General features: G+C 64.3%; 18 protein-coding genes and 1 tRNA gene. 5 read left to right on the forward strand and 14 right to left on the reverse strand.

Annotated elements, in window-relative coordinates:
• Nucleotides 1-15 precede the first annotated feature (15 nt).
• Nucleotides 16-906, reverse strand: coding sequence for a 4-hydroxy-tetrahydrodipicolinate synthase (dapA, locus tag ACKWRH_RS25725; protein ID WP_038975901.1), 891 nt, complete (start codon nt 904-906; stop codon nt 16-18).
• A gap of 282 nt (nt 907-1,188) precedes the next feature.
• On the opposite strand from dapA, the gene ACKWRH_RS25730 reads away from it, so the two are divergent.
• Nucleotides 1,189-3,585, forward strand: coding sequence for a transglycosylase SLT domain-containing protein (locus ACKWRH_RS25730; RefSeq protein WP_445222476.1), 2,397 nt, complete (start codon nt 1,189-1,191; stop codon nt 3,583-3,585).
• Nucleotides 3,586-3,779: 194 nt separating this feature from the next.
• Here ACKWRH_RS25730 and ACKWRH_RS25735 read toward each other — a convergent pair whose 3' ends face one another.
• From ACKWRH_RS25735 to ACKWRH_RS25790, 12 genes are all read right to left on the reverse strand, one after another.
• Nucleotides 3,780-5,453 (reverse strand): arylsulfatase, encoded by a 1,674-nt coding sequence (locus tag ACKWRH_RS25735; RefSeq protein WP_445222477.1) that lies wholly within the window; start codon nt 5,451-5,453, stop codon nt 3,780-3,782.
• A gap of 29 nt (nt 5,454-5,482) precedes the next feature.
• The gene (locus ACKWRH_RS25740; protein WP_445215800.1) at nt 5,483-6,289 is read right to left on the reverse strand and encodes an SUMF1/EgtB/PvdO family nonheme iron enzyme; all 807 of its coding nucleotides are present in this window, start codon (nt 6,287-6,289) and stop codon (nt 5,483-5,485) included.
• Nucleotides 6,290-6,904: 615 nt separating this feature from the next.
• Complete coding sequence (locus ACKWRH_RS25745) at nt 6,905-8,476, reverse strand: porin (RefSeq protein WP_445215801.1); 1,572 nt, start codon at nt 8,474-8,476, stop codon at nt 6,905-6,907.
• A 571-nt stretch (nt 8,477-9,047) separates the two neighbouring features.
• Nucleotides 9,048-9,141 (reverse strand) — tRNA-Ser (locus tag ACKWRH_RS25750).
• A 444-nt stretch (nt 9,142-9,585) separates the two neighbouring features.
• Nucleotides 9,586-9,852, reverse strand: coding sequence for a hypothetical protein (locus ACKWRH_RS25755; protein WP_014494734.1), 267 nt, complete (start codon nt 9,850-9,852; stop codon nt 9,586-9,588).
• A 1,506-nt stretch (nt 9,853-11,358) separates the two neighbouring features.
• On the reverse strand, nt 11,359-12,837 hold the full coding sequence (gene gatB, locus ACKWRH_RS25760) for an Asp-tRNA(Asn)/Glu-tRNA(Gln) amidotransferase subunit GatB (RefSeq protein ID WP_445215802.1): 1,479 nt from the start codon (nt 12,835-12,837) through the stop codon (nt 11,359-11,361).
• Nucleotides 12,834-13,136 (reverse strand): hypothetical protein, encoded by a 303-nt coding sequence (locus tag ACKWRH_RS25765; protein WP_445215803.1) that lies wholly within the window; start codon nt 13,134-13,136, stop codon nt 12,834-12,836. Before ACKWRH_RS25765 ends, gatB begins: the two co-directional genes overlap by 4 nt.
• Nucleotides 13,127-14,608: an Asp-tRNA(Asn)/Glu-tRNA(Gln) amidotransferase subunit GatA gene (gene gatA / locus ACKWRH_RS25770; RefSeq protein ID WP_445215804.1), complete on the reverse strand. Its 1,482-nt coding sequence runs from the start codon at nt 14,606-14,608 to the stop codon at nt 13,127-13,129. Before gatA ends, ACKWRH_RS25765 begins: the two co-directional genes overlap by 10 nt.
• Entirely contained in the window at nt 14,605-14,820 is a 216-nt protein-coding gene (locus tag ACKWRH_RS25775; protein WP_354268054.1) for a hypothetical protein, read from the reverse strand. Before ACKWRH_RS25775 ends, gatA begins: the two co-directional genes overlap by 4 nt.
• Nucleotides 14,821-14,899: 79 nt before the next feature.
• Complete coding sequence (gene gatC / locus ACKWRH_RS25780) at nt 14,900-15,187, reverse strand: Asp-tRNA(Asn)/Glu-tRNA(Gln) amidotransferase subunit GatC (RefSeq protein WP_445215805.1); 288 nt, start codon at nt 15,185-15,187, stop codon at nt 14,900-14,902.
• A gap of 77 nt (nt 15,188-15,264) precedes the next feature.
• On the reverse strand, nt 15,265-16,341 hold the full coding sequence (locus ACKWRH_RS25785; RefSeq protein WP_445215806.1) for an NAD(P)H-dependent flavin oxidoreductase: 1,077 nt from the start codon (nt 16,339-16,341) through the stop codon (nt 15,265-15,267).
• A gap of 145 nt (nt 16,342-16,486) precedes the next feature.
• Entirely contained in the window at nt 16,487-17,509 is a 1,023-nt protein-coding gene (locus ACKWRH_RS25790; protein ID WP_445215807.1) for an NAD(P)H-dependent flavin oxidoreductase, read from the reverse strand.
• A gap of 100 nt (nt 17,510-17,609) precedes the next feature.
• On the opposite strand from ACKWRH_RS25790, the gene ACKWRH_RS25795 reads away from it, so the two are divergent.
• Both ACKWRH_RS25795 and ACKWRH_RS25800 read left to right on the forward strand, forming a co-directional pair.
• Complete coding sequence (locus tag ACKWRH_RS25795) at nt 17,610-18,500, forward strand: LysR substrate-binding domain-containing protein (RefSeq protein ID WP_445215808.1); 891 nt, start codon at nt 17,610-17,612, stop codon at nt 18,498-18,500.
• A gap of 187 nt (nt 18,501-18,687) precedes the next feature.
• Nucleotides 18,688-19,623, forward strand: coding sequence for a cyclase family protein (locus ACKWRH_RS25800; RefSeq protein ID WP_445215809.1), 936 nt, complete (start codon nt 18,688-18,690; stop codon nt 19,621-19,623).
• Nucleotides 19,624-19,690: 67 nt separating this feature from the next.
• On the opposite strand, the gene ACKWRH_RS25805 is transcribed toward ACKWRH_RS25800, so the two are convergent.
• The gene (locus ACKWRH_RS25805; RefSeq protein WP_445215810.1) at nt 19,691-19,906 is read right to left on the reverse strand and encodes a hypothetical protein; all 216 of its coding nucleotides are present in this window, start codon (nt 19,904-19,906) and stop codon (nt 19,691-19,693) included.
• Nucleotides 19,907-19,952: 46 nt separating this feature from the next.
• Here ACKWRH_RS25805 and ruvX point away from each other — a divergent pair, with 46 nt between their 5' ends.
• Both ruvX and ACKWRH_RS25815 read left to right on the forward strand, forming a co-directional pair.
• Nucleotides 19,953-20,438 carry a Holliday junction resolvase RuvX gene (ruvX, locus tag ACKWRH_RS25810; protein WP_028150651.1) on the forward strand — a complete coding sequence of 162 codons (486 nt, stop codon included), beginning with the start codon at nt 19,953-19,955 and terminating at the stop codon, nt 20,436-20,438.
• Between the two features lie 3 nt (nt 20,439-20,441).
• Nucleotides 20,442-21,365: an AEC family transporter gene (locus ACKWRH_RS25815; protein WP_445215811.1), complete on the forward strand. Its 924-nt coding sequence runs from the start codon at nt 20,442-20,444 to the stop codon at nt 21,363-21,365.
• Nucleotides 21,366-21,374 lie beyond the last annotated feature (9 nt).

Raw genomic sequence — 21,374 nt, forward strand, 5'->3', positions numbered from 1 at the left:
CCCCGGTTGGCTAAATCAATTGATCAGCCCAGCATGAACCATGGCGCTGCGCACGGCAACGCGCGTCGGCTCGGTGACCGGAACCATCGGCAGCCGCAGCGTCTCGTCCAGCTTGCCGAGCAGCGACATCGCGTACTTGATCGGCGCCGGATTGCTCTCGATGAAGAGATTGTTGTGCAGCGGCATCAGCTTGTCGTGGATTGCGAGCGCCGCCTTGGTGTCGCCCTTCGCCCAGGCGGCCTGGAATTCCGAGCACAGGCGCGGCGCGACGTTCGAGGTCACCGAGATGCAGCCGTGGCCGCCATGCGCCATGTAGCCGAGGATGGTCGCGTCCTCGCCGGAGAGCTGGTTGAAATCCTCGCCCATCGCCGCGCGCTGCTGCGAGACGCGGACCATGCTGGCGGTGGCGTCCTTGACGCCGGCGATGTTCTTCAGCTCCCACAGCCGCTTCATGGTGTCGACCGACATGTCGATCACCGAGCGCGGCGGAATGTTGTAGATGATGATCGGGATGCCGATCGCATCGTTGATCGCCTTGAAGTGCTGGTACATCCCTTCCTGGGTCGGCTTGTTGTAATAGGGCGTCACGACCAGCACGGCGTCCGCGCCGGCCTTCTCGGCGTGCTGCGCGAGCTCGATCGCCTCCTTGGTCGAGTTGGAGCCGGCACCCGCGACCACGGGCACGCGCCCCTTGGCTTCAGCGATGCACCATTCGACGACCTTCTTGTGCTCGTCATGGCTGAGCGTCGGGCTCTCGCCGGTGGTGCCGACCGGGACCAGGCCGTTGGTGCCCTCCGAGATCTGCCAGTTGACCAGCGAGCGGAACGCCGCCTCGTCCAGCGAGCCGTTCTTGAACGGCGTGACCAAGGCGGTGAACGATCCCCGGAATTTCGTCTTGGCTGCCATGGACTTCCTCCGTACGCGGCTATCTCTTGTGAGCAAGCCGCATTCATATCGGGTCTATCCCGCGGGTAAAAGACCCGCCTCCGTGTGACGCACCGTTTAGGCCGCGATTTTGCCGCGGTAATGGTGCAAACCCGGCAAAGGTAAGCAGCTGTTGGTATTTTGTCCGCATATTCAATCAAATACAGCTAGGTCTTGGGCCAACTGACTGATTCGGGGCGACCAAACGCCGTGACCTCCTTTCCTCGTGCCGCATGGCGATCCACCGGTCTGGCCGTGTGCCTCATGGCGGGGCTGTCGGTCGGCTGCGCCGCCCTGGCCAAGTCCAATGAGACGACCGCGGACGGGGCCAAGGACGCCGTGAAGCCGGCGGCCAAGGACCCCGCGAAGGGACCAGCCAAGGAAACACCAAAGCAAACACCGAAGGGAACCGGCAAGGAAGCACCGAAGGGCACGAGCAAGGGAGCGGCTACCGCCCCGCCCAAGGATGCCGCGAAGAAACCTGGCAAGGACGCCGCCAAGGATGCAGGCAAGAACGCCGGCAAGGAACCCGCCAAGGACAAGCCCAAGCCCGCAGCCGCCGCGCCAAAATCACAGCCGACCGCCAACGGCTCGCCGCCCAAAACCGCACCCGCGCCGGCCGTGACGACCACCGTCAGGTCTGCCGCCCCGGCGCCCGTCACCAAACCCGTCGCAGCTCCTCTGCTTGCGCCGGCGACCCGCCAGCACGCCACGCCGCGCAAGCCGGTCACGCCGGCTGCGGTCGCTGCGACCTCCTCGACGTCGCAGGCCGACAAGGACACGCTCGAGAACGTCATCGAGCTCGTGCGCAAGCGCAAGGCGGCCGACGCCACGAATTACGCCGCCTCGATCTCGGATCCCGTCGCACGAAAGCTCGCCGAATGGATCATCCTGCGCAGCGAGGACAATGGCGCGACCGTGGAACGCTATCGCGCCTTCCTCTCCGCCAATCCGAGCTGGCCGTCGCAGACGTTCCTGCGCCGGCGCCTCGAGGCCGCGATGTGGGACGACAGGCGCGACGATTCGGTCGCGTGGTCGTGGTTCGAGAATGAATCGCCTGTGTCCGCCAAGGGCCGCTTCACGCTCGCCAAGGCGATGCTGGCGCGCGGCGACCGCGCCAATGCCGAGCGGCTGGTGCGCGAGGCCTGGCGCAGTGATCCGATGTCGGAGGAGACCGAGAACAACGCGCTCGACCAGTTCGGCGCCCTGCTGACGCCGGGCGACCAGAAGGCGCGGATGGACACCCTGCTCTATGGCAGCGAGAACGAAGCTGCGCTCCGCGCCGCAAAGCGCCTCGGCGCCGGCTATGTCGCGCTGGCCAAGGCCCGCATCGCCGCCGTCAAGAAAGCGCCGAATGCGCGCGCGCTGCTCGACGCCGTGCCGCGCGAGCTGCACAACGATCCCGGCTTCATCTTCAGCAAGATCCAGCTCCTGCGCCGCGAAGAGAAGTTCGCCGAAGCCGCCCAGCTGATGCTGTCGGCGCCGAAGGATCCGAACCGGCTCTACAATCTCGACGAATGGTGGATCGAGCGGCGCCTGCTGGCGCGCAAGATGATCGACACCGAGGAATTCCGCAGCGCCTATCTGATCGCGCGCGACGCGGCCCTGCCCTCGCGCGACATCTACAAGACCGAGCAGGAGTTCACGGCGGGCTGGATCGCGCTGCGCTTCCTCAACGATCCCGCGGCCGCCACCCAGCATTTCGCCCGCATCGGCGTCGGCAGCGTCAATCCGACCACGCTGGCGCGCGCCGGCTATTGGCAGGGCCGCGCGGCGGAAGCGGCGGGCCGCCAGCAGGAGGCGCGCAACGCCTACGCCCGGGCGGCCGAGCAGTCCACCAGCTATTACGGCCAGCTCGCGCGCGCGAAACTCGGCCTGCCGCAGATCGAGCTCAACAGCCAGCCGCGCGGCCGCGGCGCCGAACGGCTGGAGATCGTGCGCGCCGCGCACCTGCTCTACGAGCTCGACGAGCGCGAGATGGCCGTGCCCATGCTCGCCGACATGGGCGAGAACGGCGATCCCGAGGCACTTGCCGGCCTCGGCGAGCTCAGCCAGCGCTACAGCGACGCGCGCGGCATGCTGCTGCTCGGCAAGGCCGCGCTCAACCGCGGCCTGCCGTTCGACTTCTACGCGTATCCCGTCAACGGCATTCCGCAGTTCACGCCGATCGGCCCCGAGGTCGAGCGCAGCATCGTCTATGCGATCGCGCGGCAGGAAAGCGCGTTCAACCCCTCCGTGGTCTCGCCGGCGCAGGCTTACGGACTGATGCAGGTGACGCCGGACGCCGCGCGTTATGTCTGCAAGCGGCACGGCGCGACCTACGATCTGGGGCGGCTGAAGAATGATTCGGTCTACAACGCCACGCTCGGCTCGGCCGAGCTCGGCGGACTGCTCGAGGACTACCGCGGCTCCTACATCATGACCTTTGCCGCCTACAATGCCGGCCGCGGCAGCGTGAAGAAATGGGTCGACCGCTACGGCGACCCGCGCGATCCCAAGGTCGACGCGGTCGACTGGGTCGAGCTGATTCCGTTCTCCGAGACGCGCAACTACGTGCAGCGGATCATGGAGAATCTTCAGGTCTACCGTGCGCGCTTCGGCGGCGGCACACGGTTGCAGATCGAGGCTGACCTGCGCCGCGGCACCGGCAGCGTGGAATAGCGGCGCCTTCTCTCGATTCGCTGCCGGGAGCATCGGCGGCAAGCGCCGGACATCCGCCGTCGTCCGGCTTGAGCCTTCGAGAGTAATCTCGTGAGGCGCCATTCCAGAGCGCACCCTTGAGAGCTGCCGATGTCGTTGGTCAGATCGGCAGCTCGCGCCACTCCCGGGGCTTGGGGCGCCCGTCGCCCCATATCCTACTTGCCGGCCTGCGACTGCATGGCCTTTTCGATCTGCTCCTTGACGGCTTCCAGGTTGAAGCTCGCGCCCTTCTGCATCGGCGGAAACTCGATCGCCGTCTGCGCAAGCTTGCCGACCTCCTGCTGCACGAACTGGAACCGCCAGAACTCGAAGACAAACCAGTTATAGAATGCCATCGACCCTTGCGCGCCGTTGGGCATGTTCGTGCGTTCGAAGGGATCGAGGCGGATATTGGTGAGGATCGGCCAATCAACCTTGACCGTGCCGCCCAACCAGCCGCCCGGCTGATCAGTGAAGCGATATTTGAAGTCGTCGATGCGCACCGCGCTCAGTGTGCCCTCAGTGAAATAGAAGACCGAGTGGCGAGCAGACGGGCCTTTCCCGGTAATCAGGTCCATCTGGTTGTACCCGTCGAGGTAGACCTTGTAGGTCTTGTCGCCGAGTTGCTTTCCCTTCCTCAGCTCCTCGGCGATATTCGGATTGCCCGCTGCGGCGACGAAGGTCGGGAACCAGTCGAGTCCTGACATAATGGCGTTCTCGACCTTTCCTGCGGGCACGTTGCCCGGCCAGCGGATCATGCAAGGCACACGGAAGCCGCCTTCCAGCGCCGTTCCCTTGCCGCCCGCAAACGGCGTCTGTCCGCCGTCCGGCCAGGTGAAGTTTTCCGCGCCGTTGTCGGTTGTGAACGCGACGATCGTATTGTCGTCGAAGCCCTCGTCCTTGAGCTTCTTCATGACGGCGCCGACGATATCGTCGAGCTGTGCGAATCCGCCCTCGGAAACTGACCAGCCGTTTTCGGAGTTGCGCATGTTCTCGTATTTTTCAGAGAGGTGGGTGACGATGTGCATGCGCGTCGGGTTGAGCCAGACGAAGAACGGCTTGTTGTCCCGCTTGGCCTTGTCGATGAAGTCGAACGTGATCTTCAGGATTTCGTCATCCACCGTCTCCATCCGCTTTGGGTAAAGCGTTCCGGCGTCCTCGATCTTTTGCTTGCCGATCTTGCCCCAGCGCGTCTGCACTGTCGGATCGTCGACGTTGGTCGCCCATGAATGAACCATGTTGCGCGGACCGACGGTGGCCAGCAGCGATTGCGGGTAATTGCGGTGGGCCGGGTCCTCCATCGCGTCGAGGTGATAGAGGTAGCCAAAGAACTCATCGAAGCCGTGCACGGTCGGCAGGAACTCGTTGAGGTCACCGAGGTGGTTCTTGCCGAACTGCCCCGTGGCGTACCCCATGGATTTCAGCGCGGTCGCAATGGTCGGCGCTTGCGCCGGCATGCCGATCGGGGAGCCTGCCTGGCCGACCGTGGTAAGCCCGGTACGAATCGGCAGCTCTCCGGTGATGAAGTTGGCGCGGCCCGCCGTGCAGCTGGCCTCGGCATAGTAGTCGGTGAAGCGCATGCCTTCCGCGGCGAGCTTGTCGAGGTTCGGTGTCCGGCTTGCCATGATGCCCTGGTGGTAGGCACCGATATTGAACCAGCCGATGTCGTCACCCATGATGAAGACGATGTTTGGCCGCTGGCCGGCCGCTGCGGGTGCTGGTGCCGGCTGCTGCGCTTGTGCCGGGCTCGTCAGTCCGACGGCCGAGAGCGCCGAAGCGGCGACGAGAGAACTACCACTCAACAAGAGATCGCGGCGTTTCAATCCTCCGCCGATTGGTCCCGTGCTCATCTCAGGCTTTTCCGGAATCCTATCGTTACTCATGACGTGATCCTCTTCCTGGTGATGCACCTGAAGCCGAGATGGCTTGCTGAGGTGTCGATCGGCTCGGCATGACGCGCGGCCGGACGATAGCGGCGGCAGTAGTTGGGAGCGCAAAGATGCGAGCCGCCTTCGAGCACCTTGCGCGGAATCCCGAGTGTCGGCTGACAAGAGTCGTAGCTCGCGCCATTGGGCCCGCCGCGAGGATTTTGCGGGATGCAGCAGACTTTCGGGATGTCGGCTTCGTGCTTCTGCGAATACCAATCGGCGGTCCGCTCCCAGACATTGCCGATCATGTCGTGCAGGCCGTAACCGTTGGCCGGGAATGCGGTGACGGGCGAAGTGCGTTCGAAGCCATCAGCCGCAGGATTCTGGTGCGGGAAAGTGCCCTGCCAGCTGTTTGCCATATGCCTGGCGCCGGGGAATTGCTTGTCACCCCAGGCGAATTCCGCGCCGTCCAGTCCGCCGCCTGCGGCGAGCGCTCGCTTAGGTGGCGTGAAGACCAGCGAGCCGGCCATGAGCGTGTGCGGCAGAGCGCCCGGATAGTCCTTCGCATCAGGTGTAATTTCGGCGACAGTGACGTAGCCGGTCGCGTTCAAGAATTTGCGGAATTGGCGGTTGGTGACCGGCGCGCGATCCATCCAGAATTCGTCAACGGTAACGAGATAGGCCGGCGCTTCCTCTGGATAATGCCGATCCGAGCCCATGCGAAACGTGCCGCCCGGCACGTAAGGCATCCCCTCACCCGCTGGATCTTCGAACGATTGTCCGGAGCCAGACAACGATTTCGTATCAGCCAGATTCATCCCGCCCCCCGGGCCCGTACATCAGCGGCCTGCGTTGCTTCACACCGCTCGAAGAGTTGCTTCGCTTGATATGCGCTTTTCGATAGTGGGGTCTTTGACGGATGGTGAGGCGTACAGAAACGAAGCGGCACTCCTCCGGGTTGATCCAGATCAAAGGTCCGTTTCGGGTTAAGCAGACAGCGCGGAGAGTAGAGAAGATGTCAGCCGCAACGCCGGGCCGCCGTCGTCAACTCGGCGGCAGCGGAACCCAAACCTGAGAAGCTCGAAATTGGCCGCCCGACCTCGTCAGTTCTGGGACCCATCTGCCAGATCTGACCCGTTCGATTTCGAGTGCGGCGGAGCAAAGGGAAGCCCTCGCCTCCGCGGCGAGGTCAGTCGGCGAGATGATCGCTCGCCGTGTCCGAAAGCGACGGGCGGACCACGGGCGCGCCGGAGATGACGTGCAGAGCAGTGACCGCCCCTTCTGCAACGGCCGCGACCTGAGGCGTAGCGAGCGACCGGTCACGGGGGCGAGGCACCAGCTTGGCCTGCGTTGCCGGGTCGCAAGCCCGTTCACCAAAAGAAAAGCCCCGGCGGTTTCCCGCCGGGGCTCTCTGTCAGGTCGTTAGACCAAACTTACCAGTTGCGCTGAGCGCGGAGCAGCATGCTGACCGTGCTCTGATCCTTCAGCTCGTACACGGCACCCGGCTTGGCCACAACAAACGCAGGGCCAGCGGCGAGCGTGCTGATCGTGCCCGCGAACTTCTGGTCGAGCATGGTGTAAGCCACGTCCGCCGAGAAGGTCAGGTTCTTCACCGGCGTCCAGCGGGTGATCAGACCGATCGTGCCGATGTTGAAGTCCGGGTTGCAAGAGGTGATACCCGCGGTGGCGGCACCCAACGTAGCGAGTTGGCCGCAAACGAGAGCCGCACCACCGTTGCCGTACTTCAGCTGAGCGTACGATCCGTAGATTGCCGTGTTCCAGTACGCATCCCAGTTGTGGGTGTAGGCGCCACGGAAGCCCCAGCTCGTAACCGTGCTGATGCCGGTTCCGTTGGCGAACACACCATCAGCAGCGCCGGCAAGGCCAATGCTCTGATAGGCGCCAGCCAGGTTGGTACCGCCGAACATTGCATAGTTCTGCGAAGCCAAGCTCTGGAAGTTGTAGCGGGTCGCGCCGTCAGTGTAGACCGCCTGGACGTTGATCACGTCGCCCGCGCCAGTCGGAATGTTCTTGATGGACAAAGCCGCCTGGACAGCCCAGCCCCACTTGTCGCCGGGATGACCGGCTGCTTCGGTTCCGACAAGACCAGGAGTCGCGTAGTACGCTACGTGGTTGTTATGCGCCGCTGCGGACAACTGGAACAGACCCCAAGCCTGGTCAATGCGGACCATACCCTGGATGTCAGGAGCCCGCGTGCCGCCGAAGGCATTGATGCCGTAGCCGCCGGTACCAAAATTCGCGACCGAAAGGCCGGCGCTGGTGTTGTACAGGTTGCTCTGGTAGTAAGCGGTCGGGTCCACGGCCGAAATCGCGGCAGTGATGCCCTGACCGAAGTCAGCGGTGTAGGTGAACTGGTTCACACCAGTGACCGTGCCGCCGCCACCAGTCAGACCGTCGAAGTTGTTACCCGGATAGTTGGTCCAGGGGGCGTCGAACTGGGCAACCGCCTTACCCATCGTGAAGCCAGCGAACTGGATGAAAGCGTAGTAGACGCCAAGCGTACCGCCGGCGATTGCGCCTGCGTTGGAATTGTTGGGTCCGCTAACGCCCGAGCTGCCGAGCTGCGAGTAAACGGTAGAGCCGTTGCCGGTGCCGTTGCCCGTGTAGTTATCCGTCGTCCAGGACATGACCACATCAGCAAAGGTACGAACCACGCCGTACTCGGTCGCAGTGCGTGTGTCGATGTTGAGGTCTGAACGGGCGCGAGTGACGTAGTAGTTCGTCAGGCGGTTTTGAGAACCGTTAACGCTGCTGAAGTTACCGTTGAAATCGGTCGCGTTGATCGCGACTTCAGCACGCAGGTAACCACCCAGCTTGATGCAGGTGTCAGTGCCCGGGATGTAGTAGAATCCGGCACCGTACAGGGAGCAGATCTTCACGTATTCGACCGCTTTGGCCTTCACGGGGAGATCGGCTGCCTGTGCTCCGCCAACGGCAATCAGACCTGCCGCTGAACCGAGCAAAAGGCTCTTAACCAACTTCATGTTAAACCTCCAAGTTTGCTCTATAGGGAAGGTTCCGGATCCGCTGGGTGACGACACCCTAAGGTTGGTTCCCTTGTCCCTTAACTCACCGCTTAGTCGCTTCGCGCCTTCGGACACACCCGCTGAACGCGAGGGACTTAAGCGAACCACCTAAAACGGGACGACCTCGGGATGCCCCCCTCCGTCGCTCAGTCACAATTACCGAACGTCCTTGCACACACAACAACAGAACGCTCCGTAGCGAGCCCATGACGTTTGTTTTCCGAAGGGTGTTGCACAAATAACACGCAGATGTGATCGAAGCGCCTTCGCAACATATTGTTTTTACTTATGTTTCTAGGACGGTTCCGTTTGCCGTCAAAATTCCCCACCTGAGGCACTGTGGACGGAACCTCGGCCTGAACAGGCTTTGACGCGCACGAATCGTGGAATCAGAAGGAGACTCAAGGAGAAGGCACACAGGTCTTCCCGCGACTCTCCACCAGGCGCAGGCATGGTCACGGCTCGAGGCGCGCTGCGAAGGCTCTTTATCGATGGCGGGGATTGTTGAGACCGGAGCGGACAGCTCGGCTGGCGGAGACGGAGGGATTCGAACCCTCGATAGGCCTTTACAAGCCTATAACGGTTTAGCAAACCGCCGCCTTCAGCCACTCGGCCACGTCTCCAATATGCCGGGTATGCCCGACACGGCGGCGAGCCGCAAGCGGCAGAATCAAGGTCTGTGCGTTCTTTCACCTGAAAGCGACCGCCGGACGGCTGCGAAAGCCTGGCGCAAGGATCAGCGCGGCACGCGCAGCCGATTCTCGCTCTCTATATATGTGTGCATCCAGTGGCGGGATTGCCGGATCCCCCACTGCGAGGGCGCATTCAGCACCGCCTCGCCGGCTCAGATATTGAACCAGACGCCGGAGCCGCGCCGGGACGGAAGGCCCAGGACCTTCATATCCCCGGCAAGAGGCCCGTCTTGTGCGGCCCTCCGGGTTCCAGAGCGGAGTCGTCGGGCGGCGGATCGGTCATGCCCCGCGGGTCCCGAGGCGACACGACGAAGGAACTTGATTGAGCGCAATCAGACGCCCCGTGAAGACAGGGGTGCGGATGCGATTCTCGGCTCAGTGAGCCGAGACCCACGCCCTCGCCTCGCGCTGCGCGGCCGAGATCTCGGCGTCCGACATCTGCCCGGCGACTTCCTGGCGCAGCGCCACGGCGTCCTTGCGGCCCTTCAGCGCGGCGAGGTTGAACCATTTATGCGCGGCGACGAGGTCGACGAGGCCGGAGCGGCCGCTCGCCCAATAGATCCCGCGCTCGAACAGCACGTCCGACAGCGCGCTCGCGTCGATCGGCGTCGCCGTCTCCAGATCGAAAGTACCCTGAAACATAACGCATCCCCTTTTTTTCTGCCGCCTCGTTCCCCCGAGCGCGGCTCCCGTCCAAAGAACTGTTCAACTCATCCCCGAGTCTTCTTGCCCAAGCCGTTTGCCGGCTTGTTGGAGGCGATGATGGCGGGCAAATTTGAATGGCAGTTTAAGTATCGCGATGAAGCAGACGTAAACGCACCCGCACGGGGCGCGCACGACAAATGCAAAAAGTCCCCGCTTTGCAGGCACTTCTGCGATTCGTCAGATTCGGTTTACCTTGGGATTTTGGGAGAACGATAACCATCGCGCGCGGTGACGCCCGCCCTGCGGTTACAATTTATGGGAGGGGCGCGTTGTTGGAGGGCTGGCAAGGCCACACGGGCGCCTCGCGCGGCGGCGCCACCCCGCGCAGCGCGAAACTCGCGACTCAGGAATCGGAGCGACGACTTCGCATTGCGCCTGAGCGGCGACCGTCGCGGCAAACGACAGTTCGTCGCAGCTCTCGCCTGCCCCAAGGCAGCGCGGCCACGTCACGGTCAGATCAGCAATGTGGGAAAAGGGAATGCCGGCAATACCCCGGCCTCAAAAGAACGAGGGCGTCGGCGAACACGTCAGGACCAGATTCCACGTTGGCCCGAAGGCCGCTTGTGAAATTGCGGAGCCCTTGAGAAGGAGAACCGCACCGAACGAAGAAAACTTGTTTCTTCTGCCGGACCGTACTTTGGCGAGCGAACCCGCGAAAGAGAACGATCCGACCGTTGGCCTGATGTCTCGCCGACACCCTCTATCGCCGACCAGAACCTGTTAGAAGGCGCTGATGACGTGCCGGCTCTCTAGGAGCCGGCAACTTCAGAAGTCGAAGTTACTTCTTCTTCGCGACCTTGCGGGTCTTCTTCGCAGTCTTCTTCACTGCGCTCTTCGCCTTCTTCGCCTTCTTCGCCTTCTTCGCTTTCTTGGCCATGTTGCCCTCCGATGTGTGAGATGGCTTTAATCGCTGCATGCAGTCGGGGATCGAGTGCACACTCATCCCGAATACACCAACACGACGAAAAAAACAGCTTCTCGCTTAAAGAAGTGTTGACGGCGCAACGCGCCTACGCTTGGCGAGCGCGGTGCAGGCGCACTGCATGACGCGTGCTTGCGATCGCGGGGAGTGCCCGCATCGTCAACGTTTGCGCGAGATGCGATTGCAGAAAAACACTACGCAGCAAGTATTTTTCTGCACGCGCGCATCGCGCATGCGCGATGCAATGATGCGCATCGTCGATCCCGCGATCGCCGCGCGAACGCGCTTCGCGGACTCTGAGTCGCGAGTTTTGGCAACGAAAATATTTTCATGCTTAACGGCGCAAGCGCTCGTCAGCGCGTAGGGAAGCCGCCGTTTTGCGCGAATCGCGTGGCGGCGATTCGGCCGCCGCATCGCCGTCGGTCGGGATGGAGTTTGCCGCCGAGGGTGCGCGAGCGTCGCAGCGCGCACCGGAAGCGAGGTGACGGAGCGTATCCGTCACCTCGTTCGAATGTGTGACGTCAGATGCCGAGCTTCGACTTCAAGAGGTCGTTGACGCTCTGCGGGTTCGCCTTGCCGCCGGACGCCTTCATCACCTGGCCGACGAACCAGCCGAGCGACTGCGGCCTGTCCTTGACCTGCGCGGCCTTGTCGGGATTGGCCGCGATGATGTCGTTGACCACCTTCTCGATCGCCGAGAGATCGGTGACCTGCTTCATGCCGCGGCTTTCGACCAGCGCGCGCGGATCGCCGCCCTCCTGCCAGACGATCTCGAACAGATCCTTGGCGATCTTGCCGGAGATCGTGCCCTCGCCGATCAGGTCGATGATCGCAGCCAACTGCTCGGCGTTGACGGGAGAGTCCGTAATACCCCGGCCTTCCTTGTTGAGGCGGCCGAACAGCTCGTTGATCACCCAGTTCGCCGCCATCTTGCCGTCGCGGGCACGGTTGCCGAGCGTGTCCAGCACCGTCTCGTAGAACACCGCGCTCTCGCGCTCGGCGACCAGCACGCTCGCATCGTAAGCCGACAGGCCGAAATCAGCGACGAAGCGCGCCTTCTTCTGGTCCGGCAGCTCCGGCAGCTCTGTCTTCAGCTCGTCGACGAAGCTTTGCGAGAATTCGAGCGGCAGCAGGTCGGGATCGGGGAAGTAGCGGTAGTCATGCGCCTCTTCCTTGGACCGCATCGATCGCGTCTCGCCCTTGTTGGGGTCGTAGAGCCGCGTTTCCTGGTCGATCGCCCCGCCGTCCTCGAGGATCTCGATCTGGCGCCGCGCCTCGTACTCGATCGCCTGGCCGATGAAGGTGATCGAGTTCATGTTCTTGATCTCGCAGCGCGTGCCGAGCGGTGCGCCCGGTTTGCGCACGGAGACGTTGACGTCGGCGCGCAAAGATCCCTTCTCCATGTCGCCGTCGCAGGTGCCGAGATAGCGCAGGATCGAGCGCAGCTTGGTCACATAGGCCTTGGCCTGCTCGGCGTCGCGGATGTCGGGCTTAGAGACGATCTCCATCAGCGCCACGCCGCAACGGTTGAGATCGACATAGGACATGGTCGGCGACTGGTCGTGCAGCAACTTGCCGGCGTCCTGCTCAAGATGAAGGCGCTCGATGCCGATGGTCGCGGTCTTGCCGCCATCCAGTTCGACCACGACCTCACCTTCGCCGACGATCGGCGACTTGTACTGGCTGATCTGGTAGCCCTGCGGCGAGTCCGGATAGAAATAGTTCTTGCGGTCGAACACCGAACGCAGATTGATCTGCGCGTTCAGCCCGAGCCCGGTCCGGACAGCCTGCCTGACGCATTCCTCGTTGATGACGGGCAGCATGCCCGGCATCGCGGCATCGACCAGCGACACGTGGCTGTTCGGCTCGCCGCCGAATGTGGTCGAGGCGCCCGAGAACAGTTTCGAGTTCGAGGTCACCTGGGCATGGATCTCCATGCCGATGACCATCTCCCAGTCACCGGTGGCGCCCTTGAGAAGCTTGTGCGTGGCCGTGCTCATGTCCTGCTCCCGAGCAGCGTGGCAGCGATCCGCTCCCACTCCGCCTCCAATGAATCCTTTGCCGCGGGTTGGCCGGCCTGGCGATACCAGTAGCCGGCATTGCCGAGATCGCCTTCGACCCGGTGCAGATAGGCGTGCACCCAGGCAGCGTCGCGGCTGCTCTCGTCCTGAACGATCATGTGCGCCTGATCCCAGTCGCCCTTCGCGGCCCACCAGAGACCGGCGAGCGGCGCGCTCAGATCCGGCGCGGGCGCCGCGCCGTCGAGGCTCGCGATGAACGCGGCGACATTCACCACCACCTCGCGGGCGTGAAGCGGCCGGCGGCCTGCTCGATCACCTCGCCGAGCGAGAACAGCGTCTCCTCCTCGAACGGACGGCCGATCAGCTGCAGGCCGAGCGGCAGGCCCTGCGCGTCCTTGCCGGCGGGCACGGCGATGCCCGGCAGGCCCGCCATGTTCACGGTCACCGTGAAGATGTCGTTGAGGTACATCTCGACAGGATCCGCATCTTCGCCGCTCTTCTCGCCGATGCCGAAGGCGGCGGAGGGCGTCGCCGGGGTCAGGATCGCGTCGACGCCCTTGGCGAAGCAATCCTCAAAGTCCTTCTTGATCAACGTGCGCACCTTCTGAGCGCGCAGGTAATAGGCGTCGTAATAGCCGGCCGAGAGGACATAGGTGCCAATCATGACGCGGCGACGCACCTCGGCACCAAAACCTTCGGCACGGGTGTTCTCGTAGAGCTCGATTATGTTCTTGCCCTGCTCGCGCAGGCCGTAGCGGACGCCGTCATAGCGTGCCAGGTTCGAGGACGCCTCCGCCGGCGCCACGATGTAATAGGCCGGCAGCGCGTATTTGGTGTGCGGCAGCGACACCTCGACCAGCTCGGCACCGGCGGCTTTCAGCCACTCTGCCCCCTCACTCCAGAGCTTTTCGATCTCGGCCGGCATGCCGTCGAGACGATACTCCTTGGGGATACCGATCTTCATGCCCTTCACGGACTTGCCGATCGCGGCCTCATAGTCCGGCACGGCAATGTCGACCGACGTCGTGTCCTTCGGATCGTGCCCGGCCATCGAGCGCAGCAGCATCGCGCTATCGCGCACGCTGCGCGCGATCGGACCGGCCTGGTCGAGCGAGGAGGCGAAGGCGACGATGCCCCAGCGCGAGCAGCGGCCGTAGGTCGGCTTGATGCCGACGGTCGCGGTGAACGCCGCCGGCTGGCGGATCGAGCCGCCGGTGTCGGTCGCGGTCGCGCCCATGCACAGCAGCGCCGCCACGGCCGACGCCGAGCCGCCGGACGAGCCGCCCGGCACCAACGTCGTGTTGCTTCCCTCACGCCGCCAGGGATTGCCGACGGGGCCGAAGCAGGAGGTCTCGTTCGCCGAGCCCATCGCGAACTCGTCATTGTTGAGCTTGCCGAGCATCACGGCGCCGTCGCGCCAGAGCTGCGAGGTCACGGTGGACTCATAGGTCGGCACGAAATTGCCGAGGATCCTTGAGCACGCCGTGGTGCGCACGCCCTTGGTCGCGAACAGGTCCTTGATGCCGAGCGGGATGCCGGCGAGCGGGCCGCCCTCACCCTTGGCGATCTTCTCGTCCACGGCCTTCGCCATGTCGCGCGCGCGATCGGGCGTCTCCATGACGAAGGCATTGAGCACGCGTGCGGCTTCGATCGCGTTCAGATGCGCGTCGGTCAGTTCGAGCGACGTGAAAGTTTTTGCCGCGAGACCCTTGCGGGCCTCGGCGAGCGTCAGCAATGTCAAATCGGTCATTTATTGATCGGGCTGCAGAAGAACGGAGACAGGGTTTTGTCGTTGGCCGGGTCGTCTTTATTCTTGGCGGCGGCGTTCGCGGCGGCCTCGATCTCGTCGAGCACGGCATTGACGGCGACGTTGGGATCGGCAGCCTTGCCCTGCCGCTCCATCTTGTCGAGATAGTTCATATAGGCCTGATAGGCCTTCTCATCGTCGCAAAGCATGCACATCGGACTTGGTCCTAAGGCTCTTTAGTTTGACGCGTTTTCTTTACGCGAACCGGCTTCCACTTCGCTCGAAAACGCTACGTCACTCGACCACCTTGGGCACCAGGAAGAAGTGACCTTCGGTCGCGGGCGCGTTGGCAACGATATCGTCGGCGATCTCGCCGTCATTGACCACGTCCTGCCGCTTCTTCATCTGCATCGGGGTGACCGAGGTCATCGGCTCCACGCCCTCGACGTTGACCTCCGAGAGCTGCTCGACAAAGGCGAGCATGGCGTTGAGCTCGCCCTGCAGATGCGGAACCTCGTCCTCGGAAACCGCAATGCGCGCCAGGTGCGCGATGCGGCGGACGGTAGCGTCGTCGACGGACATTATATAAGGCCTCTCACGGCAAAATCTAACTGCCGTATAGCAGAGGCCGGTTTTGCGCCGCAACCGGCGGCGAGACCTTAGCCAGCCAGTCCCTTCATGCGGGCCAGGGCCGATTTGGCAAGATCCCGGGTCAATTCGGCTGCGGGGACCTCACGGCCCAGGGCCACGGCCTGGCCGGCCCAGAGATTGGTGAAATCCACCCTGCCCTGTTTTTCGGCAGCTGCCTTGAGCGGCCCCAGCGCGGTCGCGGCATGCGGAAACGGCGGCGCCTCGGGCGAGATCGGGCCGGCTTCGCGCATCAGGCGGTTCTGGACGCCGCGCGCCGGACGGCCGGTCATGACATTGGTGATGACGGTGGAATCGTCCCGCGCTTCAGCCAGCGCCTTGCGCCCGCCCGCGCTGACCTTGGATTCCGGGCAGCGCAGATAGGCGCTGCCGATCTGCACGCCGGAAGCGCCGAGCGCAAAGGCTGCGGCGATGCCGCGCCCGTCGGCGATACCACCGGCCGCGATGACAGGCACCTTCACGGCGTCGGCGACCTGCGGCACCAGCGCAAAGGTGCCGGGCTGCTCGGAGATCTTGTCGGTCAGGAACATGCCGCGATGCCCGCCGGCCTCGGCGCCTTGCGCAATGACGGCATCGACCCCGCGCTCTTCCAGCCAGACTGCTTCCTTCACCGTCGTGGCGGACGAGATGACCAGGCAGCCGGCCGCCTTGACGCGCTTGAGCAGCGCCTGCTCCGGCAGACCGAAATGAAAGCTGACGACCTCCGGCTTCAGCTCCTCGACGACCTCGCAGAAGGCGGCGTCGAACGGCGCACGGTTCGCGGCGTTGATGGGCGCGGCGGGATCGAGGCCGTGCTCGGTGTAATAGCCCGTGAGCCGCTGCTTCCAGCGCGCTTCGGCTTCGGCTGTGAGGTCAACCGGCGTGTGGCAGAAGAAGTTCATGTTCACCGGCGCCTTCACGCGCTGGCGAATGATGTTGACCTGCTCGCGCGCCTTCTCCGGCGACAGCATCGCGCTCGGCAGCGAACCAAGCCCGCCGCCCTCTGCCACGGCGATCACCAGTTCGGCATCCATCACACCGGCCATCGGCGCCAGCACGATGGGGAATTCGGTCTTGAAGAGATCGATCAGTCGACGGTCAGGCCACATGGTGTGTCTCTCTCGTTGGTCCTTACCCTCCCCTGGAGGGGGAGGGTCGATCGCGCGAAGCGCGAGCGGGGTGGGGTGACGGTCTCTCCATTGAGACGCTGCCCGAGTGGAGAGATCACCCCACCCCGCTACGCATCTCGCTTCGCTATATGCGTAACGACCCTCCCCCTCCAGGGGAGGGTGAAGAAGTTTGCGCCGCGACTATCGAGTTGCGGCGGCCGGCAAGCAGTTGCTCGGCTTCAGCTGCAATCCGCTGCACGAGCTCCGCCGCCGGTGCAATATCATGAATCAATCCGACCGCCTCGCCCGCGATCACGGCCGCAACGTCGAAATTGCCGGCGGCCTTTGCCGCGGCATAGTCCGCCGCGACTGCCGCAACATTCTGCATCAGCTCGACCTCGCGGCCGATCCAGCGCCTGGCGTGGTCGTTGATGAGACACCTTCCCGTGAAGGGCGCCGGCCAGACATTGTTGCGCGAGAGATCGAAGATGATGCCGCGCACGGTCGTGCCGCTGTTCGCCGCGCAGATGCGTCGCTTGGCTTCCTCCGCGCCATCAGCCTCCTGGCTCGCATAGAAGCGCGTGCCGAGCAGCACGCCGCTCGCGCCCAGCATCATCATGGCGGCGAGACCGCGCCCGTCGGCGATGCCGCCGGCCGCGACGACAGGCACGTGGCCCGCGGCAAGATCGACGATTGCAGGCACGAGATCGACGGTGGTGCGGGAGGCACCGTGACCGCCCGCCTCCGTGCCCTGCGCGATCAGGACATCGGCGCCGGCATCGAGCGCCTGCCGCGCCATGGCTTCATCCTGCACCTGGCAGATCAGGCGTGCACCAGCGGACTTGATCTTCGGCGCGAACGGTGCGGGATCGCCGAACGACAACATGATCGCAGACGGTTTTGCGGCGAGCGCGACATCGAGAAGCTCGGGCCGCTTGGCGAGGCTCCAGGTGATGAAGCCGATCCCGAATGGCGCCGACAAGCCCGCGAGCTTCGCAGTCTCCTGCTCAAGCCACACCTTCTCGCCATAGCCGCCGCCCAGAATGCCGAAACCGCCGGCACGGCTCACGGCCGTCACGAGCCGGCTGCCGGCGACGATATCCATCGGCGCGAGCAGGATGGGATGCTCAATCTCCAGCAGCGTGCTCAGCGAAGTCGCAATCGGCATGGCTCCTCCCCAATCTGGACAGGGAGACTAGGCGCGGCTAGCATTCTCGAAAAATGAATTGTTGCGAACGCTGCCATCACAAAAGCGAAACGACGCCACCATGGAACTCAACGATATCCAGACCTTTGCCGCGGTCGCTCGTACCGGCGGCATCACCCGCGCCGCCGAAGAGCTCAACACGGTGCAATCCAACGTCACCCAACGCGTGAAGGCGTTGGAAGCGGAGATCGGCACACCGCTGTTCGAGCGCCACAGCCGCGGCATGACGCTAACCGGCGCCGGCAAACGCCTCCTGCCCTACGCACAGCGGATGGCCGCGCTGTCGCGGGAGGCCGTGCTCGCCGCGCGTGACGACGGCGAGCCGAAGGGACCGCTCGCGATCGGCTCGATGGAGACGACGGCAGCCGTGCGGTTGCCGCCCCTCCTCGCCGATTTCCACCGCAACTTCCCTGCCGTGCGGCTGAGCCTGCGCACCGCGACCACCGCCGATCTCGTCGCGGGCGTGCTCGAAGGCGCGCTCGACGGCGCCTTCGTCGCGGGTCCCATCGCACATGCCGACCTCACTGCGACGAGCGCGTTTCGCGAAGAGCTGGTGCTGGTCAGCGCGCGGCGCTGGGCCTCGCTCGCCGAGCTGCGCGCCGGCACGCCGGAGTCCGGTCCGACCGCGCTGGTGTTCCGCACCGGCTGCACCTACCGCCAGCGCCTCGAACAGATCTTTGTCGAGTTCGGCTGGCCGTCGGCGGCACGCTTCGAGCTCGGCACGCTCGACGGCATGATCGGCTGTGTCGCCGCCGGCATGGGCGTGACGCTACTGCCGCGCGCCGTGGTCGAACGCAGCGCGATGAACGGCAGCGTGTCGATCCACACACTCAGCCCCTCGCATGCGCGCGTCGAGACGCTCTTCATCCAGCGCGGCGGCGGACATCAATACAGCGCACTCAGCGGTTTCATATCCTGCCTGAAGAAAGACAACGACGTCATCGCGGCCTGACGCCGGCGCCGCGTTCCACGCGGCGAAATTCGTCACAAATCCATCGCGCTTGAATTAGTCTGCGCTGCGTTCAGCCGCCGCAGCGCAGCACCTCGAAAAGCTTTGAAGCGCGCATCCGTTCTCCGTTAGGATGTGTCACTGGCCAGCGCGAAAACATAACGAAGCCAAAACATCGGGAGGACTAACGATGCGCAATACGCTCGTGTTGTGCTGTGTCGCCGCGTTGTCGGCGATATCAGGAACTGCAAGCGCACAAGACTGGACCAAATCGAAATGGGGACCGAACGACGAGATCGGTGCCGCCAACTACATGACGCCGGAGCTGGTGGTGAAGGCTGCATCGCTGGTGAAGACCGGCAAGACCTACGCCCTCGGCATTCCCGTGACGTCGCAGACGCCGGCCTATCCGCCGCGCACCTTCAAGATCACCGTGGTGCAGCCGGGACAGGCGGGCAGGCCGGGCCTCGGTCCGAACAAGGCGACCTATAACGACGACATCCTTGATACGTGGGTCGGCATCGGCAGCCAGCTCGACGGGCTCGGCCATCTCGGCGTCGAGCACGTCTATTACAACGGCAACAAGCTCGCCGATTTCGCCGATCCGAACGGGTTGAAGAAGCTCGGCATCGAAAAGGTGCCGCCGATGGTCACGCGCGGCGTGCTGCTCGACATGGCCGCCTATTTCAAAACCGACATCGTGAAGGAAGGCACCGCCTTCAACGTCAAGGAGATCGAGGAAGCCGCCAAGCAGCAGAACGTCGAGATCCGCCAGGGCGACGTCGTCATCTTCCACACCGGCTGGCTCAGCCTGATCGGCAAGGACGACAAGCGCTATTCGGCCGGCGAGCCCGGCCTCGGCGTCGAAGGCGCGAAGTACCTGACCGGCAAGGGCGTGGTCGCAATCGGGGCCGACACCTGGGCGCTCGAGGTGCTGCCGTTCGAGTCCAAGAACGTGTTCGAGGTGCACCAGATCCTGCTCGCCATGAACGGGACCTACATTCTCGAGAACATGGACACCGCCGCGCTCGCTCGCGACAAGGGCTACGAATTCCTGTTCGTGCTTGGACAGCCGCGCTGGACCGGCGGCGTGCAGGCGATGATCAACCCGATCGCGATCCGCTGATCGGCGACGCCCTCAGCGGGCGAGGATCGGCCTGCCGCCCGGCAGCCGCCCTCGCCCGACCTGTCCGTCATCGCGGCCTGAGATACCACCGCCGCAGCGCAACCAAGGCCCAGATAGCTTCGACGAGTCCAAACGGCCAGGCGCCTTGCAGGAAGCCGTAAGCCGAGCCGAGCGCGCAGGACACCGCGAACAGCAGCACGAACCAATGGCTGCGATCCTCCAGGGCATAGCAGACCAGCATCGCCGTCACGGCAAACAGGCCGAATAGTGTCAGTGCATCCATGTTCCGGGTTCACTCCGCAGCGCGACGCGTGATAAGCGCTAGTCCCATGCCGGCTCTTATCCTGCCCCTGATCGATGCTGCAACCCACTGGCCCGAACGCGGCGGGTTGGTCGGCCTTGACCTAGGCACCAAGACCATTGGCGTTGCCGTATCCAATCCGGACCGGCGGTTGGCCACCGGCGTCGAGACCATCCAGCGCAAGGCGTTCAAGCAGGACGCGGCGCGGTTGCTCGCGATCGCGGCCGAGCGCAAGGCGGTCGGCTTCGTGCTCGGCCTGCCCATCAACATGGACGGCAGCGAGGGCCCGCGCGCGCAATCGACCCGCGCCTTCGCCCGCAATCTTGCCGGGCTGACCACACTCCCCATCGGCCTCTGGGACGAGCGTCTGTCGACCGCCGCGGTCGAGCGCGAGCTGATCGGCATGGACGTCAGCCGCGCCAAGCGCGCCGAGGTGATCGACGAGCACGCTGCGATCTTCATCCTGCAAGGCGCGCTCGACCGCCTCGCCAATCTTCGCGCGGCATCGGGCTGATCCATGACCGTCGTGATCGCGGCGCTGCTGCCGGTTTTCATCCTCATCGTGCTCGGCGTGGTGCTCAGGCGCACCCTGATGCGGCTCGACACGCAATGGCACGGGCTGGAGCGGCTGACCTATTTCGTGCTGTTCCCGATGCTGCTGATCCAGACGCTGGTGAAGGCCGACCTCTCCAGGGTGCCGGTCGCCGGCGTCGGCGGCGCGCTGCTGCTGTCGGTGCTCGCGATGTCGCTGCTCTGCCTCGCGCTCCGCCCGGCGCTCGCGCGTGTCGACATCGACGGTCCCGCCTTCACCTCGATCTTCCAGGGCGCGACGCGCTGGCAGACCTATGTGGCGCTCTCGGTGTCCGCCAACATGTTCGGCGATGTCGGGCTGGCGCTGGCGTCCGTGGCGATGGTCGCGATCATTCCGCTGGTCAACGTGTTCAGCGTCGCCGTGCTCGCGCACTATGCATCGCCCGAGAAGCAGTCGGCGCGCGCCATCGTCATGACGGTGATCCGCAATCCCCTGATCTGGGCTTGCGTGATCGGCCTCTTCATCAACGTCATTCATTTGCCGCTGCCCAAGATCTGGCATGATGTGGCGGACGCGCTGAGCCGGTCCTCGCTCGCCATCGGCCTGCTCGTCACCGGCGCCGGCCTGCAGCTCGAGGGCCTGCTCCGCCCGAGCGTCAGCGCGACGATCGGCGTCGCGTTCAAGCTGGTCCTGATGCCCGTGCTCGCGCTGGCGCTCGCCGCCTGGTTCGGGCTCTCGGGCGACAGCCTGGCGATCGTCGCAATCTGCGCGGCGGTGCCGACCTCGCCCAGCGCCTATGTGCTGGCCCGCCAGATGGGCGGCGATGCGCCGCTGCTGGCGCAGATCATCACGCTGCAGACGATCTTGGCGGCGATCACGATGCCGATCGCGATCGCGATGGTGGCATAAGACTCGTCA

It is taken from the genome of Bradyrhizobium sp. Pa8 (assembly GCF_052588265.1).

What these genes read in the sequence shown, in the direction of transcription:
- ACKWRH_RS25745 (WP_445215801.1), bottom strand. Translation starts at nt 8,476, where the DNA reads ATGAAGTTGGTTAAGAGCCTTTTGCTCGGTTCAGCGGCAGGTCTGATT.
- ACKWRH_RS25785 (WP_445215806.1), bottom strand. Translation starts at nt 16,341, where the DNA reads ATGTGGCCTGACCGTCGACTGATCGATCTCTTCAAGACCGAATTCCCC.
- ACKWRH_RS25800 (WP_445215809.1), top strand. Translation starts at nt 18,688, where the DNA reads ATGCGCAATACGCTCGTGTTGTGCTGTGTCGCCGCGTTGTCGGCGATA.
- gatC (WP_445215805.1), bottom strand. Translation starts at nt 15,187, where the DNA reads ATGTCCGTCGACGACGCTACCGTCCGCCGCATCGCGCACCTGGCGCGC.
- ACKWRH_RS25755 (WP_014494734.1), bottom strand. Translation starts at nt 9,852, where the DNA reads ATGTTTCAGGGTACTTTCGATCTGGAGACGGCGACGCCGATCGACGCG.
- ACKWRH_RS25735 (WP_445222477.1), bottom strand. Translation starts at nt 5,453, where the DNA reads ATGAGCACGGGACCAATCGGCGGAGGATTGAAACGCCGCGATCTCTTG.
- gatA (WP_445215804.1), bottom strand. Translation starts at nt 14,608, where the DNA reads ATGACCGATTTGACATTGCTGACGCTCGCCGAGGCCCGCAAGGGTCTC.
- ACKWRH_RS25815 (WP_445215811.1), top strand. Translation starts at nt 20,442, where the DNA reads ATGACCGTCGTGATCGCGGCGCTGCTGCCGGTTTTCATCCTCATCGTG.
- ACKWRH_RS25730 (WP_445222476.1), top strand. Translation starts at nt 1,189, where the DNA reads ATGGCGGGGCTGTCGGTCGGCTGCGCCGCCCTGGCCAAGTCCAATGAG.
- ACKWRH_RS25790 (WP_445215807.1), bottom strand. Translation starts at nt 17,509, where the DNA reads ATGCCGATTGCGACTTCGCTGAGCACGCTGCTGGAGATTGAGCATCCC.
- gatB (WP_445215802.1), bottom strand. Translation starts at nt 12,837, where the DNA reads ATGAGCACGGCCACGCACAAGCTTCTCAAGGGCGCCACCGGTGACTGG.
- ACKWRH_RS25775 (WP_354268054.1), bottom strand. Translation starts at nt 14,820, where the DNA reads ATGTGCATGCTTTGCGACGATGAGAAGGCCTATCAGGCCTATATGAAC.
- ACKWRH_RS25740 (WP_445215800.1), bottom strand. Translation starts at nt 6,289, where the DNA reads ATGAATCTGGCTGATACGAAATCGTTGTCTGGCTCCGGACAATCGTTC.
- ruvX (WP_028150651.1), top strand. Translation starts at nt 19,953, where the DNA reads ATGCCGGCTCTTATCCTGCCCCTGATCGATGCTGCAACCCACTGGCCC.
- ACKWRH_RS25795 (WP_445215808.1), top strand. Translation starts at nt 17,610, where the DNA reads ATGGAACTCAACGATATCCAGACCTTTGCCGCGGTCGCTCGTACCGGC.
- dapA (WP_038975901.1), bottom strand. Translation starts at nt 906, where the DNA reads ATGGCAGCCAAGACGAAATTCCGGGGATCGTTCACCGCCTTGGTCACG.
- ACKWRH_RS25805 (WP_445215810.1), bottom strand. Translation starts at nt 19,906, where the DNA reads ATGGATGCACTGACACTATTCGGCCTGTTTGCCGTGACGGCGATGCTG.